General features: G+C 71.5%; 16 protein-coding genes. 11 read left to right on the plus strand and 5 right to left on the minus strand.

Features of this window, described 5'->3' with window-relative positions:
• The first annotated feature begins 40 nt into the window (after nt 1–40).
• Nucleotides 41–1,042, plus strand: coding sequence for an aldo/keto reductase family protein (locus ACTMTI_RS16030; protein ID WP_441121117.1), 1,002 nt, complete (start codon nt 41–43; stop codon nt 1,040–1,042).
• A gap of 65 nt (nt 1,043–1,107) precedes the next feature.
• Here the strand turns inward: ACTMTI_RS16030 and ACTMTI_RS16035 are convergent, their stop codons facing one another.
• Nucleotides 1,108–1,314 carry a hypothetical protein gene (locus tag ACTMTI_RS16035; RefSeq protein WP_080041212.1) on the minus strand — a complete coding sequence of 69 codons (207 nt, stop codon included), beginning with the start codon at nt 1,312–1,314 and terminating at the stop codon, nt 1,108–1,110.
• A 213-nt stretch (nt 1,315–1,527) separates the two neighbouring features.
• On the opposite strand from ACTMTI_RS16035, the gene ACTMTI_RS16040 reads away from it, so the two are divergent.
• The gene (locus ACTMTI_RS16040; RefSeq protein WP_441121118.1) at nt 1,528–2,547 is read left to right on the plus strand and encodes a bifunctional adenosylcobinamide kinase/adenosylcobinamide-phosphate guanylyltransferase; all 1,020 of its coding nucleotides are present in this window, start codon (nt 1,528–1,530) and stop codon (nt 2,545–2,547) included.
• A 26-nt stretch (nt 2,548–2,573) separates the two neighbouring features.
• Here the strand turns inward: ACTMTI_RS16040 and ACTMTI_RS16045 are convergent, their stop codons facing one another.
• Nucleotides 2,574–3,374 (minus strand): ABC transporter ATP-binding protein, encoded by an 801-nt coding sequence (locus ACTMTI_RS16045; RefSeq protein WP_441121119.1) that lies wholly within the window; start codon nt 3,372–3,374, stop codon nt 2,574–2,576.
• A 34-nt stretch (nt 3,375–3,408) separates the two neighbouring features.
• Between ACTMTI_RS16045 and ACTMTI_RS16050 the strand changes: the two genes are divergently transcribed.
• A complete protein-coding gene (locus tag ACTMTI_RS16050) occupies nt 3,409–4,155 on the plus strand; it encodes an adenosylcobinamide-GDP ribazoletransferase (protein ID WP_441121120.1) in 747 nt (248 codons plus the stop codon).
• A 37-nt stretch (nt 4,156–4,192) separates the two neighbouring features.
• On the opposite strand, the gene ACTMTI_RS16055 is transcribed toward ACTMTI_RS16050, so the two are convergent.
• From ACTMTI_RS16055 to ACTMTI_RS16065, 3 genes are read right to left on the minus strand one after another with little or no spacing between them, the layout of a single operon-like run.
• Complete coding sequence (locus ACTMTI_RS16055) at nt 4,193–5,092, minus strand: CPBP family intramembrane glutamic endopeptidase (RefSeq protein ID WP_441121121.1); 900 nt, start codon at nt 5,090–5,092, stop codon at nt 4,193–4,195.
• Nucleotides 5,089–5,418: a hypothetical protein gene (locus tag ACTMTI_RS16060; RefSeq protein WP_441121122.1), complete on the minus strand. Its 330-nt coding sequence runs from the start codon at nt 5,416–5,418 to the stop codon at nt 5,089–5,091. Before ACTMTI_RS16060 ends, ACTMTI_RS16055 begins: the two co-directional genes overlap by 4 nt.
• Entirely contained in the window at nt 5,415–5,762 is a 348-nt protein-coding gene (locus tag ACTMTI_RS16065; RefSeq protein WP_441121123.1) for a GntR family transcriptional regulator, read from the minus strand. Before ACTMTI_RS16065 ends, ACTMTI_RS16060 begins: the two co-directional genes overlap by 4 nt.
• 105 nt (nt 5,763–5,867) lie before the next feature.
• On the opposite strand from ACTMTI_RS16065, the gene ACTMTI_RS16070 reads away from it, so the two are divergent.
• The 8 genes from ACTMTI_RS16070 to lipA all read left to right on the plus strand — a co-directional run bounded on the left by ACTMTI_RS16070 (nt 5,868) and on the right by lipA (nt 14,888).
• Nucleotides 5,868–7,337, plus strand: coding sequence for a leucyl aminopeptidase (locus ACTMTI_RS16070; protein ID WP_441121124.1), 1,470 nt, complete (start codon nt 5,868–5,870; stop codon nt 7,335–7,337).
• Between the two features lie 51 nt (nt 7,338–7,388).
• Nucleotides 7,389–8,753 carry a dihydrolipoyl dehydrogenase gene (gene lpdA, locus ACTMTI_RS16075; RefSeq protein ID WP_441121125.1) on the plus strand — a complete coding sequence of 455 codons (1,365 nt, stop codon included), beginning with the start codon at nt 7,389–7,391 and terminating at the stop codon, nt 8,751–8,753.
• Between the two features lie 37 nt (nt 8,754–8,790).
• Entirely contained in the window at nt 8,791–10,242 is a 1,452-nt protein-coding gene (gene sucB, locus ACTMTI_RS16080) for a 2-oxoglutarate dehydrogenase, E2 component, dihydrolipoamide succinyltransferase (protein ID WP_441121126.1), read from the plus strand.
• Nucleotides 10,243–10,465: 223 nt separating this feature from the next.
• Entirely contained in the window at nt 10,466–11,359 is an 894-nt protein-coding gene (locus ACTMTI_RS16085; RefSeq protein WP_441121127.1) for a TIGR01777 family oxidoreductase, read from the plus strand.
• Between the two features lie 38 nt (nt 11,360–11,397).
• On the plus strand, nt 11,398–12,135 hold the full coding sequence (locus ACTMTI_RS16090; protein WP_441121128.1) for a Type 1 glutamine amidotransferase-like domain-containing protein: 738 nt from the start codon (nt 11,398–11,400) through the stop codon (nt 12,133–12,135).
• A gap of 38 nt (nt 12,136–12,173) precedes the next feature.
• On the plus strand, nt 12,174–12,869 hold the full coding sequence (lipB, locus tag ACTMTI_RS16095; RefSeq protein ID WP_441121129.1) for a lipoyl(octanoyl) transferase LipB: 696 nt from the start codon (nt 12,174–12,176) through the stop codon (nt 12,867–12,869).
• A gap of 57 nt (nt 12,870–12,926) precedes the next feature.
• Nucleotides 12,927–13,910 (plus strand): hypothetical protein, encoded by a 984-nt coding sequence (locus ACTMTI_RS16100; protein WP_441121130.1) that lies wholly within the window; start codon nt 12,927–12,929, stop codon nt 13,908–13,910.
• A gap of 42 nt (nt 13,911–13,952) precedes the next feature.
• A complete protein-coding gene (gene lipA / locus ACTMTI_RS16105; RefSeq protein WP_441121131.1) occupies nt 13,953–14,888 on the plus strand; it encodes a lipoyl synthase in 936 nt (311 codons plus the stop codon).
• Nucleotides 14,889–15,010 lie beyond the last annotated feature (122 nt).

The following is a 15,010-nucleotide window of genomic DNA, read 5'->3' on the forward strand; positions in this document are numbered from 1 at the left end:
GAAACGGATCACCCGATGCGCCGGGACTAAAGTCCTGTGCATGGAATTCCGATACCTTGGTCGCAGCGGTCTCAAGATCAGCGAGATCAGCTATGGAAACTGGCTCACCCACGGCTCCCAGGTCGAGGAGGACGCCGCGAAGGAATGCGTGCAGGCGGCGCTCGACGAGGGCATCACGACCTTCGACACCGCCGACGTCTACGCGGCGACGAAGGCGGAGGAGGTGCTGGGCCGGGCACTGAAGGGCGTGCGCAGGGAATCACTGGAGATCTTCACCAAGGTCTACTGGCCGACCGGACCCGGCCAGAACGACCGCGGTTTGTCGCGCAAGCACATCACCGAGTCGATCAACTCCTCGCTGCGCCGCCTGCAGACCGACTACGTCGACCTGTACCAGGCGCACCGCTTCGACTACGAGACGCCGCTTGAGGAGACGCTCAAGACGTTCGACGACCTCGTACGCCAGGGCAAGGTCCTGTACATCGGCGTCAGCGAGTGGACCGCCGACCAGATCGCCCAGGCGTTGAAGATCGCCGACGAGATGGGCTTCGACCGGATCATCTCGAACCAGCCCCAATACTCGATGCTGTGGCGCGTCATCGAGTCCGAGATCGTGCCGCTGAGCGAGAAGGAGGGGGTCGGCCAGATCGTCTGGTCGCCGATCGCGCAGGGCGTGCTCAGCGGCAAGTACCTGCCGGGGCAGCAGCCGCCGGAGGGCTCCCGGGCGACCGACGCGAGCGGCGGCAGCGCCATGATCGCGCGGTTCATGAACGACGACGTGCTGGGCCGCGTGCAGGACCTCAAGCCGATCGCCGCCGACCTGGGGCTGAGCATGGCCCAGCTCGCGATCGCCTGGGTGCTGCAGAACCCGAACGTCTCCAGCGCCATCGTCGGCGCCAGCCGTCCCGAGCAGGTGCGTGACAACGTCAAGGCGTCGGGCGTCAAGCTGGAGGCCGACGTGCTGCGGCGGATCGACGACGCGCTCGGCTCGGTCGTCGAGCGCGACCCGGCCAAGACGGCGAGCCCCCGCCAGCGCCCATAACCCCGGGTGACCCCAAAACCCCTTGAGCACAACAGCGCTCAAGGGGTTTTTCTGTTATTCCGGACTCACTCCTGACGCAATGACAATCCTGTGTATTCGACGCGATCCTCATCGAGCAGCGCCACCTGCTCGACACCGGATTCGAGCAGGTCACGCCAATTTTCGCCGAGCCAGGACTCCGCGTCCGCCTGGCTCGGAAAAACCTCTCGCGGCAAAGGGCGGTCCGTCACCTCACCACCATTTGCATTTTCATAACGCCACCGCCATGTCATGCCATACGCTCCTTTTCCGCGGGTTCGCCGGCGCACCTTCCGACGGCACTGGAACACTACTCCTGACCTTGGAGTTCAATCGATGCCAACGCGTTCCCGGCACGGCCGATCCCCATGCGGCGCGCCCGTGGAGCAGCCGGCAGAGCGACGGCACGGCCTGGTCGGCGGGCCGGCAGGGGGCACGCGTCCGGCGCTCTTTGTACGCTCGGCCCGGTGAAGGTCCTTCTCTCCGGCACGGCCGGCGGCGCCGGCCTGCCCGAGCCCGGCTGCGGGTGCGCCGCCTGCGCCGGGCCGCCGTCCGCCCACCGCCGCCGGTTCGAGCTGATCGCGGACGGCGCCGTCCCCTTTCCCTTCCTCGACGTGCCCCGCGGTTACCGGCCCTGGGCCGGCGGCCTCGGGCTGACGTGCCCGGACGGCGCCGCGCTGCTGTGCGTGCCGCCGGGGCGGGACCTGCCCGCGGAGGGGCCCGCGCGGTACGACCTGGTGCTGATCGACCTGCTCGACCGGCCGGAGCGGCTCGGGCAGGCGCGGCGGGCGGGACTGGTGGACGCGGCGACCTTGGTGGTGGCCGGCTGGCTCGATCACCGGGCGCGGTCCGAGGAGGAGCTCGCCAGGCGGCTGCGGCTGTGGGGCGCGGTCGCCGTACCGGATGGGACGGAATTGGAGATCACCGCCGGGCAGGCCACGGGCGGCCTGCCCGGCCGAGCACGGCCACCCGTGCGGCGGGCGCTGCTGTTGGGCGGGTCCCGGTCGGGGAAGTCGGCGGAGGCCGAGCTGCGGCTGGCGGCGGAGCCGTACGTCATCTATGTCGCGACCGGACCCGGCGGCGCGGGCGACGGCGAGTGGGCCGCGCGGGTGCGGGCGCACCAGGCGCGGCGGCCCGCGCACTGGGCCACGGTCGAGACCACTGATCTGGCCGCGACGATCGGGAAGGCCATCGCGCCGCTGCTGATCGACGGGCTCGGGACCTGGCTGGCGGCGGTGTTCGACGAGCACGGGGCCTGGGAGGGCGACCGCGCCCCGGTCGCCCGGCGCTGCGACGAGCTCGTGGCGGCCTGGCGGCAGGCGCCGCAGCCGGTCGTGGCCGTGTCCGACGAGGTGGGAATGGGCGTGGTTCCCGCGACGGCCAGCGGGCGTGCCTTCCGTGACGAGCTCGGCCGGCTCAACGAGCGCCTCGCCGCCGAGTCGGAGTACGTGGCGCTGGTCGTGGCGGGACGCCTGCTCGAACTGTGAGCCGGTGGCGCCTGCCCGGGTGTGAGCTACGGGCGCACGGCCCGCGCGTACCACCGGCCGTCGAGGCGGTCCACGTGCAGGGGGCGGCCGAAGCAGTCGGAGAGGTTGGCCGGGGTGAGCACGTCCGCCACAGGACCGGCGGCCAGCACCCTGGCGTCGCGCATCAGCATGGCGTGCGTCGTCGTCGCCGGCACCTCCTCCAGGTGGTGGGTCACGGTCACGGTGGTGAGCACGGGCCTGGTCGTGGCCAGGTCCTCGACGGCGCTGATGAGGTCTTCGCGCGCCGGCAGGTCGAGCCCCGCGAAGGGCTCGTCGAGCAGCAGCACCGCCGGGTCCGCCATCAGCGCCCTGGCCACCCTGATCCTGGCCCGCTCCCCTTGCGAGCACACCCGGAACGGCCGGTCCGCCAGATCTTTGCACCCTAAGTCGGCCAGCAGGCGCAGCGCCCGGTCCCGCTCGGCCTCGCCGTACTTGTCCCACAGCGGAACGCTTGTCGCCGTGTGCCCGGTGAGCACCACGGTGTGCGCCGTCGCCCCCTCCTCCTCCATGAGCTCCTCGTCGATCAGCCGCTGGCTGGAGGTGACCAGGCCGATGTGGCGGCGCAACTCCCGCACGTCGACCCGTCCGAGACGGTGGCCGAGCACCTTGACCGTGCCCTCGCTGGGATGCCGTACGGCGCCGGCCAGCGACAGCAGGGTCGTCTTGCCCGCGCCGTTGGGCCCGAGGATCGCCCAATGGTCGCCGTAGTCCACCTGCCAGTCCACCGCGTCCAGCAGCGATTTGCCGACGGCCCGGACACCTACGCCTTCGAGTTCAACCACGTGCATCCCGCCACACTAGTGGGACCTAGGATGCGCGGTTATGTCCTTGGTACACGGGCTGCGATTCGCCGTAGGCACGCTCACCGTCGTCCCCGTACGGGTCGAGCGGGTGGACCGGGAGGTCGCGCGACAGGCGATGACGCTGGCGCCGGTCGTCGGGCTGGTGCTCGGCCCGGTCGCCGGACTCCCGCTGCTGCTGCCCGCGCCCGCGTTACTGGCGGCGGCGCTGGCGCTCGGGCTGCTGGCCGTGCTGACCCGGGGGCTGCATCTGGACGGGCTGGCGGATCTGGCGGACGGGCTCGGCAGCGGCAAGCCCGCCGGCCAGGCGCTCGACATCATGAAAAAGTCGGACATCGGGCCGTTCGGTGTGATGGCGCTGGTGTTCACCCTGCTCATCCAGGCGGCCGCGCTGGCCGAGGCCGGGTTCGCGGCTCTGGTGACCGCCTGCGTGGCGGGGCGGCTGGCGCTGACATGGGCCTGCCGGGCGAGTGTCCCCGCCGCCCGGCCGGACGGGCTGGGCGCGATGGTCGCGGGCACCGTACGCCCCTCCGCGCCGTGGCTGGTCACCCTGGCCGCCTTGGTCGCCACCGCCGCCCTCGGCCTGGCCACCGGCGCGGGTGCGGCGGGGCTGGCGTTGCCGCTCGGCCTGCTCGCCGGGCTCGGAGCCGCGCTGCTGCTGCTCCGGCACGCCGGGCGACGGCTCGGCGGCGTCACCGGCGACGTCCTGGGCGCGCTGGTGGAGACCGCCACGGCCGCCGCGCTGGTGGCGTGCGCGGTGCTCACCTGACCAGGTGGGCTCGGCTGCGGGCGGCGGCCTCGGGCCTCTATGCGGCGGGCTCGGAGGCCGGTTGCAGCGGGCGTATCGGAAAGAGGCGGAGCAGAGCCGCGCAGACCAGCGCCAGCAGCACCCAGCCCACCAGGCCGGTCACCCCCACCAGCACCTCGTTCGGCGGCGCGGCCGCGTCGCCCAGCAGCATGGCGGCAGGGGCGACGGCGTTGAGGGAGCCGTGCGCGACGACGGCGGGCCACACGCTCCCCGTACGCAGCCGCAGCCAGCCGAGCACCACCCCCGCCAGCACGCAGAAGCCGATGAAGAACAGCGCCGCCCACGACCCCAGCCGGGGGTAGTTGTAGCCGAGCAGCGTCAGCGGCGCGTGCCACAGACCCCAGACGGCACCGGACAGCAGCAGCCCGGTCAGGACCCCGTTGGTGGACACGAGCCGGGGCACCAGCCAGCCGCGCCACCCCCACTCCTCGCCCAGCGCCGGGATCGCGTTCAGCACAGGACCGACGAGGATGCCCACCGCGATCTGCAGCACGGCCACCGAGCCGAGATCCGCGGGCACGTCCATGCCCCGCCCCTGCAGCGCCGACCTGAGCAGGCTGAGCCGCCCGAGGTCCAGGGACACCAGCCCGACCGCGGCGCTGACGCCCATCGCCAGGAAGACCAGGAACGGGGTGCCGAACCAGGCGGCGAGCACCATCGCACCCGTGCGACCCTTGCGCTCGCCGAGCGTCAACCCCGTCCGCCGGGCCCATTCCTTGAACGGGGTGCGCGAGAGTGCCCACACGCCCAGCACACCCACGGCGGGCGTGAACATCATCAGCGTGGCCAGCCCGGACATCATCGGCGAGCTCAGCCCGCCGTCGAACCAGATGGGCAGCACCGCCGCCCAGGACAGCCCGAAGGCCAGGACGATGAAGATGAGAAGAGGTCTTTTCATGGCTCCACTCGCTCCGCGATGAGGGCGTTGATGAGGGACGCGCCGTGCGCGGCGGCGTCGATGCTGATCGCGAGCCGTCCGCCGGATCGGTAGCCGATCACCAGGCAGTCGCCGCCGCGCAGCATGATGGTGGCGGTTCCGGGCAGCCCGCGAAAGCCCCGGCCCCCGATCTGGCTCGGGTGGCGGGTCTCCGGCCAGGCGGACGCGATCTCGGACAGCGGGATCCCGCGCCCCGGCCGGCCCGGCCGCCCGAACCGGACGACGACCCGGTCGTCTCCGGCCCGTACGATCACGCCCCACGCGGCGGTCGCCACTCGCGTGTTCACGGCAGCTCCCTGAGGATGGCGATGAGGTCGTCACGGCCGTAGCCGTGCCTTCTGGCGTCCTCCAGCAGCTCTCGTGCCCGCTGCACGAGCACGGCGCGCCCGTCCGCGCGGCCTGCGACACTGACCCCGCGCCCGCGCCGGAACTCCAGCAGTCCCTCGTCTCGCAGGTCGCGCAGCGCGCGCAGCACGGTGTTGGGGTTGATGCCGAGGGCCTGGGCCAGGTCGCGGGCGGGCGGCAGGCGGTCTCCGGGCGCGTAGGAGCCCTCGCCTATCGCGCGCCGGATGGCGCCGGCCACCTGCTCGTGCAGGGGCCGCGCGTCATTGAGGTCGAGCGTCAGCAGCATGGTGCCAATGACAGTAGCACCATGTCTCAGAAAACACTGACTGAGGATTTGTAGGATGAACCCCTGTTTGTGAGTACGCAGAAACCCTGGATAGCATCGGTTTACGTGACCACTGTGCGGCTGAACTCAGCAGATCCCGTCTCGCTTGACACCGACGCGTTGATCGTCGGCTTCAGGTCCGGCGAGGAAGGCCCTCGCCCCGCCACGGGTGCCGAATCCCTCGACGCGGCCTTCGGCGGCAGGCTCGCCGCCTCGCTCGACGCCGTCGCCTTCTCCGGGAAGGCCGGTGAGCTGGCCAAGCTGCCGACGTTCGGCGCCATCGCCGCTCCGCTGCTGGTCGCGGTGGGGCTGGGCGACTCCTGCGACGCCGAGGGTCTGCGCCGCGCCGCCGGCGCCGCCGTACGTTCCCTGGCGGGCACCTCCCGTGCCGCGCTCGTCCTGCCGGCCGACTCCCCAGAGGAGGCCGAGGCCGTCGCGCTCGGCGGGCTGCTGGGCGCCTACGCCTTCGCCCGCTACCGCACCAACGGCGGGCAGAAGCCGCCGGTGGCCGAGCTCACCGTCGTCTCCGGGCAGCCGGACGCCGTCGCCGAGCGCGCGGCCGTGCTGGCCGATTCCGTGACGCTGGTGCGCGACCTGGTCAACACGCCTCCTTCCGACCTGTGGCCGGCCAAGTTCGCCGAGATCGCCGAGGAGGCGGGCGGCAAGGTGGGGCTGAGCGTCGAGGTGCTGGACGACGAGCAGCTCAAGGACGGCGGCTACGGCGGCCTCATCGGCGTCGGCCAGGGTTCGAGCAACCCGCCGCGGCTGGTCCGCCTCTCCTACAAGCACCCGGAGGCCGGCAAGACCCTCGCCTTCGTGGGCAAGGGCATCACGTTCGACTCGGGCGGCCTGTCGCTCAAGCCGTCGGCCTCCATGGACTGGATGAAGTCCGACATGGGCGGCGCGGGCGCCGTGCTCGGCGCCCTGATCGGCATCGCCAGGCTCGGCCTGCCGGTCAACGCCGTCGGCTACCTCTGCCTGGCGGAAAACCTGCCGAGCGGCACCGCGCAGCGCCCCTCCGACGTCATCCACAGCTACAGCGGCAAGACCGTCGAGGTGCTCGACACCGACGCCGAGGGCCGCCTGGTGCTCATGGACGGCATCGCCAGGGCCGCCGAGGACGACCCGGACGTGATCGTCGACGTGGCCACCCTCACCGGCGCCCAGATCGTCGCGCTCGGCTGGCGCACCGCCGGCGTCATGGCCAACGACGACGCCATCCGGGAGCTCGTGGTCGAGGCCGCCGGCGCCGCGGGCGAGGGCGCGTGGGGCATGCCCCTGCCCGAGGAACTGCGCAAGGGCCTGGACTCGCCGATCGCCGACATCGCCAACCTCCAGCCGGAGCGATGGGGCAGCATGCTGGCCGCGGGCATCTTCCTGAAGGAATTCGTGCCCGACGGGGTGCGCTGGGCCCACATCGACATGGCCGGACCCGCGTTCAACAAGGGCGAGCCGTACGGTTACACCCCGAAGGGCGGCACGGGCGCCATCACCCGCACCCTCATCGGACTCGCCGAGCGGCACGCGAGCATCTGAAACAAATGAAAAGATGACGGCATCACGAACACCCCGACAAGGAGCCTTCCTGTGGCCTACGACATCGTCGTCCTAGGTGGCGGCAGCGGCGGATACGCCTGCGCGCTTCGGGCGGCTGAGCTGGGCAAGTCGGTCGCCCTGATCGAAAAGGACAAGATCGGCGGCACCTGCCTCCACAGGGGATGCATCCCCACGAAGGCTCTGCTGCACTCGGCCGAGGTCGCCGACGAGACCCGCGAGAGCGAGGCGTACGGCGTCAAGGCCCGCTTCGAGGGCATCGACGTCCAGGGCGTCCACACGTTCAAGGACAAGATCGTCACGCGGGCCTGGAAGGGCGTGCAGGGCCTGCTGAAGGGCGCGGGCGTGACGATCGTCGAGGGCGAGGGCCGGCTGGTCGGCGCCAACCGGATCCAGGTGGGCTCGGAGGTCTACGAGGGCCGCAACCTCGTCCTGGCCACCGGTTCGGCGCCCAAGACGCTGCCCGGCCTGGAGATCGACGGCGAGCGCGTCATCACCAGCGAGCACACGCTGAAGATGGACCGCGTGCCCACCTCGGTGATCGTGCTGGGCGGCGGGGTGATCGGCGTCGAGCTGGCCAGCGTCTACCGCTCGTTCGGCGCCGAGGTCACGATCGTCGAGGCGCTGCCGCATCTGCTGCCGACCGAGGAGGAGTCCAGCTCCAAGCTGCTCGAGCGGGCCTTCCGCCGCCGGGGCATCAAATACGAGCTGGGCGTCTTCTTCGACAGCGCCAAGACCACCGAGACCGGGGTGGTCGTCACCCTGGCCAACGGCAAGACCCTCGACGCCGAGCTGCTGCTGGTGGCGGTCGGCCGGGGCGCGGTGTCGGCGGGCATGGGCTTCGAGGAGCAGGGCATCGCCATCGAGCGCGGCGCGGTCGTGGTCGACGAGCACTGCCAGACGTCCGTGCCGGGGATCTACGCCATCGGCGACCTGATCCCGACGCTGCAGCTCGCCCACGCCGGGTTCGCCGAGGGGATCATGGTGGCCGAGCACATCGCCGGGCTCAACCCGCCGCCCATCGACTACGCCGGAGTGCCGCGCATCACCTACTCCGACCCTGAGGTCGCCTCGGTCGGGATCACCTCGGCGCAGGCGGCCGAGCGCGGGATCGAGATCGTCGAGCAGGTCTACGACCTCGCCGGAAACCCCAAGAGCCAGATCCTCGGCACCGCGGGCGCGGTGAAAGTCATCGCGCAGAAGGACGGGCCGGTCGTCGGTGTCCACATGGTGGGCCGGCGCATCGGAGAGCTCGTCACCGAAGGCCAGCTGATCTACAACTGGGAGGCTCTGCCCGCAGAGGTCGCCCAGCTCATCCACGCACACCCGACCCAGTCCGAGGCCATGGGTGAGGCGATGCTGGCTCTGGCCGGCAAGCCGTTGCACGTACACAACTAGTCCAGCCCTCGAGATCAGAACGCGAGAGAAGAATACGATGCCGGTCTCCGTACAGATGCCCCAGCTCGGCGAGAGCGTGACCGAGGGCACCGTAACCCGTTGGCTGAAGAAGGAGGGCGAGCGCGTCGAGGCCGACGAGCCGCTCCTCGAGGTGTCGACCGACAAGGTCGACACCGAGATTCCGTCGCCGTCCGCGGGTGTGCTCACCAAGATAGTCGTGGCCGAGGACGAGACGGTCGAGGTCGGCGCGGAGCTCGCCATCATCGACGAGAACGCCCAGCCCGGTGCGGCCGCCCCGGCTCCGGAGGCGGCCCCCGCCCCGGCGCCCGCTCCGCAGCCCGAACCCGAGCCTGAGCCCGCGCCCGCCCCGCCGGTCTCCTCGATCCCGCAGCCGGCTCCGGCGCAGCCCGCCCCGGCCCCTGCGCCCGCTCCTGCTCCTGCTCCTGCTCCGCAGGCTGCTCCGGCGCCGGTCGCGGCCGAGCCCACCCCGCTGCCGTCGGGTGAGAGCCCGTACGTGACGCCGCTGGTCCGCAAGCTCGCCAACGAGCACGGTGTCGATCTCGACGCCATCAACGGCACCGGCGTGGGCGGCCGCATCCGCAAGCAGGACGTGCTGGAGGCGGCCAAGGCGCAGCGCGAGAAGGCCGCGGCGCCGGCCGCCCCGGCTCCCGCCGCCGCCCAGCCCGCTCCCGCCGCCGCTCCGGCTCCGGCGGCCCAGGCCGCGCCGATCGCCGCGGCGCCCGAGCCGGTGGAGGTCGACACGACGCTGCGCGGCCGTACGGAGAAGATGACGCGGCTGCGTCAGACCATCGCCAAGCGCATGGTCGAGTCGCTGCAGACCGCCGCGCAGCTCACGACGGTCGTCGAGGTGGACGTCACCAAGATCGCGCGGCTGCGGGCGAAGGCGAAGGACGACTTCTTCCGCCGCGAGGGCGTGAAGCTGACCTTCACCCCGTTCTTCGCGATGGCCGCGGTCGAGGCGCTCAAGCAGCACCCGAAGCTCAACGCCACGATCAACAACGAGACCAACGAGGTCACCTACTTCGACGTCGAGAACCTCGGCATCGCGGTGGACACCGAGCGCGGCCTGCTCGCGGCCGTCGTCAAGAACGCCGGCGACCTCAACCTCGCCGGTCTCGCCCGCAAGGTCACCGACGTCGCCGAGCGCACCCGCAACAACCAGGTGACGCCCGACGAGCTCACCGGCGGCACGTTCACGCTGACCAACACCGGCAGCCGCGGCGCCCTGTTCGACACGCCGATCCTCAACCAGCCGCAGGTCGGCATGCTCGGCACCGGCGCCGTCGTGAAGCGGCCCGTGGTGCTCGACACGCCTGAGGGCGAGGTCATCGCGGTGCGGTCGATGGTCTACCTGGCGCTGACGTACGACCACCGGCTGGTGGACGGCGCGGACGCGGCGCGCTTCCTGACGACGGTGAAGCGCCGTCTGGAGGAAGGCCGCTTCGAGGCGCAGCTCGGCCTCGCCTAGGTCGCATCCTGGCGATCTCCAGGCCGGGCGGCTCTTTCGGGCCGCCCGGCCTTTCGCTTCCCAGGACAGCGGCGTGGCGGGCTCGGTGCGGCGCTCGCTTCCCGGGACAGCGGCGCGCCGTGGCGGGCCGCGCGCCTCCCGCAGTGGCGCACTTGTGTGGTGGGTGGGAGTCCGTGCGACGAGGTGCGACGGCTCGTAAGACGAGCGGGCGTAGTCTGGGTGCATGGCGATCATCGTGACGGGAGCCTCGGGGCTGCTGGGGACGGCGCTGGTCGAGGCGTTGCGGGCCGATGGGCAAGAGGTCGTGCGGCTGGTACGCAGGAAGCCCCGCGACCCCGGCGAGGCGTACTGGCAGCCGGCCGAGGACGTCGTCGACCTGGCCGCGCTCGAAGGCGCACAGGCCGTGGTGCACCTGGCCGGGGCGCCGATTGCGGACAAGCGGTGGAGCGCGGCGTACAAGCGGGAGCTCCTCGACAGCCGCGTCACCGGCACGCGGGTCCTCGTCAACGCCCTGCGCGAGCTGGGCAGGCCGCCCGAGGTGCTCGTGTCCGCGTCCGGAGTGGACTTCTACGGCGATACCGGCGACCGGGTGATAGACGAGCGCCAGGGCAAGGGCACGGGGTTCCTGGCGGACCTGTGCGAGCGGTGGGAGGCCGAGGCCGGGCGGGCCGGGGAGTCGGGGATCAGGACCGTGCAGCTGCGTACGGGGCTGGCGCTGAGCGGGCGCGGCGGGGCGCTGGCGCGGATGCTGCCGATCTTCAAGATGGGGCTGGGGGCGCCGCTCGGATCGGGGAAGCAGTACTGGTCGTGGATCACCGTGGACGACTGGGTGGGAGCGGCGCTACATGTCATGAAAAATCGGGATGTGGTGGGGCCGGTCAACTTCACCTCGCCCTCCCCCGTCACCAACGCCGAGTTCACTCGCGCACTGGCGAAAGCCCTGCGTAAGAGCATGATGCCGATGCCCGTGCCGGCGTTCGCGCTCTCTCTCGGCATGGGCGAGTTCGCCCGGGAGGCGCTGCTGCCCGGGCATCGCATCCTGCCGGCGAAACTCGTCGACAGCGGCTACCGCTTCGCCCATACCGACCTCGACGAGGCGCTGCGCGCCGTACTCTAGTGGCCGTCGGTTCTTTGGCAGGTGGGGAGATTCTTGACATGACTCGGTCAGGGCAGTCGCACATTCTCGCGATCGGGGGCGGCTCCTTCCGCCCGAGCAAGCGCTACAGCTTCTACGAGGCGAGCCCGCTGCTGCGTTACGGCCTTGATCTGACCGGTCAGGACCGGCCGAAGCTCGGCCTGCTCGCCACCGCGACGGGTGACTCCGCGGACTGGCTGCTGAAGATGTACGGGGCGTTCGCGGGCTGGGACGTCGAGCTGAGTCACCTGACGGTGTTCCCGATGCCCAATGTGGACGATGCCCGGGCGTGGATCCTGGACCAGGACATGATCTATGTCAGTGGTGGCAGCGTGGCCAACTTGATGGCGTTGTGGCGGCTGCACGGCCTGGACGAGGCCTTCGAAGAGGCGTGGCGGGCCGGGGTGGTGCTGTCGGGGCAGAGCGCGGGCGCGCTGTGCTGGCACGTCGGCGGCAACACCGACTCCTTCGGCCCCGAGCTGCGGGTGTGGTCCGAAGGGCTGGCGCTGCTGCCCTACTCGTGCGGCGTGCACTACAACTCCGAGCCGCAGCGCCGCCGGCTGCTGCAGCGGTCGGTGGCCGACGGCGAGCTGCCCGGGGGCTACGCCGCCGACGAGGGCGTCGCGCTGCACTACGTGGGCACGGAGTTCATCCAGGCGGTGACCGTCGATCCGGCGGGCTACGCCTACCGGATCGAGCTCGACGGGGCGGGCGAGGTCAAGGAGTTCCGGATCGAGCCCCGGCTGCTGACACCCTGAATTTCCCTTCAAGGGTGAGGGAACGGCACAATAGGCTCATGCGCCCCATCCACGGGGACGATCCCCACGCACTGGCCATCGTCCGCCTCGGCGTCGACGTTCCCTACGAGCAGGCCTGGTCGCTGCAGCGCTGGGTGCACGGCAAGCGAGTCGCCGGCGAGCTGACCGACACCGTCCTGATCCTCGAGCACGCGCCCGTCTACACGGCGGGCAAGCGCACCGCCCCGCACGAGCGCCCGTCCGACGGCACCCCGGTCATCGACGTCGACCGGGGCGGCCGCCTCACCTGGCACGGTCCCGGGCAACTCGTGGCATACCCGATCGTCGGCGGCGTCACCGACGTGATCACCTACGCCTGCCGCCTGGAGGAGACGATGATCCAGGTGTGCGCCGACTTCGGCGTCACCGCCCGGCGGGTGCGCGGCCGCGGCGGCGTCTGGGCGATCGGCGACCCCAGCCTGGGCCTGCCCGACCGGCAGCTCGGCGCTGTCGGCATCCGCGTCTCGCGCGGCGTCACCATGCACGGCTTCGCGCTCAACTGCGCCAACGATCCCCGCTGGTTCAACCGCATCGCGCCATGTGGGCTGACCGACGTGGGCGTCTCCTCGCTGTCGGCGGAGACGGGGCGCCGCATCGTGGTCGAGGAGGTCATGCCGATCGCGGAGAAACGGCTGGCCGAAGCCCTCGGCATGGAGGCCGTCGAACTGCACGAAGAGGACCTTCTGCGGCGGTAACCGAATCGGCATCTGGTGGCGGTGGAAATCGGATGACTCCGGCTTACGATCGCCCGTGTGACGCGCCTCTTCGCTCTCGTCCTCGCGCTCGTGGTGCATCTGATGACGCTGGGCTTCGTCGCGCTGGGCGCGTGGGCCATCCTGGCCCACGCCGGCTCCCCGCTCGCGTGGCTGCTCGGCGGCCTGAGCCTGGCCATCGGCTGGATACTGCGGCCCCGCCTGGACCGCCTGCCCGCCGACGCCGAGGTCCTCGGCCGCTCCTCCGCCGGTGAGCTGTACGCCGTCGCCGGCCGCGTGGCCGCCAAGATCGGTGTGCGGCGGCCGGACAAGGTCGCGATCAGGGACCTGGCGACCGACACGCGCTACCACCGCGTGGGCCCGCTGCGCAGGCCGATGCTGGTCATCGGGCTGCCGCTATGGCTGGCGCTGCCCCCGAAGCACCGGGTGACCCTGCTGGCGACGGCGTACGCGCGGATCCCGACCGGTGAGGAGCTGATCGTGAGCGGCGCCCTGGACACGCTCGAGGCCTGGCGCGACGCGCTGCTGGAGGCCGGGCCGCTGCGGGTCAGGGAAGAAGCGCAGACCAAGATCACGGCTGCCTCGCTGGGCGTCGCGGACCAGCCCGGGACCACGTACGAGGTGGCGGGGTTCCTCGGCCGCCTGGTGGGGCGGGTGCTCGGCGGGCCGGTGCTGCTGCTGAGGTACGCGCTGACCAGGCTCGCCCGCGCCGGCGAGAGCCGTACCCTGGCCCGGCATCGGGCGCTCGCCCGGCGGGTCGCGTCGGAGGCCGAGCTGGCGGAGCTGGCCGAGCTGGCGGCCGGCGGCGGGTACCTCGCGCCGATGCAGGCGGCGGCGCTGCGCGGCGAGAGCGTGGCGGCGATCAGGCAGAGCGCGCTGGCCAGGTTCCGGCTCACCGACGACGGGGTGCTCACCTCCGCCCCGCACTCGGAGCTGCTCGGTACGCGCGAGTCGGCGCGGATCGACGAGGAACTGCTCGCCCACTACACCCGCGCGATCCGCGGCTTCGGTCTCATCACCTGACCCTTGAACGGGCCGGTTCACCGGGAGACGTAAGCTGGAGCGGTGACCGTTGCTCCTGAAGGCCGAAAGCTCCTCCGCCTGGAGGTGCGTAACGCCGAAACCCCTATCGAGCGCAAGCCCCCGTGGATCAAGACCAAACTCAGGACGGGCCCCGAATACACCGAGCTCAAATCGCTCGTGCGCCGGGAGGGCCTGCACACGGTCTGCGAAGAGGCGGGCTGTCCCAATATCTACGAGTGCTGGGAAGACCGCGAGGCGACCTTCCTCATCGGCGGCGACCAGTGCACCCGCCGCTGCGACTTCTGCCAGATCGACACGGGCAAGCCGAAGGAATACGACCGCGACGAGCCGCGCAGGGTCGCCGAGTCGGTCAAGCAGATGGGCCTGAAATACGCCACCGTGACCGGCGTGGCCCGCGACGACCTGCCCGACGGCGGCGCCTGGCTCTATGCCGAGACCGCGCGGCAGATCCACGCGCTGCTGCCCGGCTGCGGCGTCGAGCTGCTGGTGCCCGACTTCAACGGCAACCGCGACCAGCTGGAGGAGGTCTTCTCCAGCAAGCCCGAGGTGTTCGCGCACAACGTCGAGACGGTGCCGCGGATCTTCAAGCGCATCCGCCCGGCGTTCCGCTACGACCGCTCGCTCGCGGTCATCACGATGGCCCGCGAGGCCGGGCTGGTCACCAAGTCCAACCTGATCCTGGGCATGGGCGAGACCCGCGAGGAGATCGTCGAGGCCATGCGCGACCTGCACGCGGCCGGCACCGACCTGCTGACGATCACCCAATACCTGCGGCCGACGCCCCGCCACCACCCGGTGGAGCGCTGGGTCAAGCCGGAGGAGTTCGTCGAGCTGCAGGCCGAGGCCGAGGCTATCGGGTTCGCCGGCGTGCTGTCGGGACCGCTGGTCCGCTCGTCCTATCGGGCCGGCAAGCTCTACAAGCAGGCGAATGACCTGCGCTCTCGGGTGATCATCTAGTCACGGCCGGCCAACGCCCCGTGTCGAGGCGATGCGAGAGGGCCCCGGGCGCGCGCCGCCCGGGGCTCCTTCATGTCTGCCGCCTGCCGGTCGCTACCGGGCGGAGGCCGTGGAGCGCCTGA

It is taken from the genome of Nonomuraea sp. H19 (assembly GCF_052068215.1).
Lineage (GTDB): Bacteria > Actinomycetota > Actinomycetes > Streptosporangiales > Streptosporangiaceae > Nonomuraea.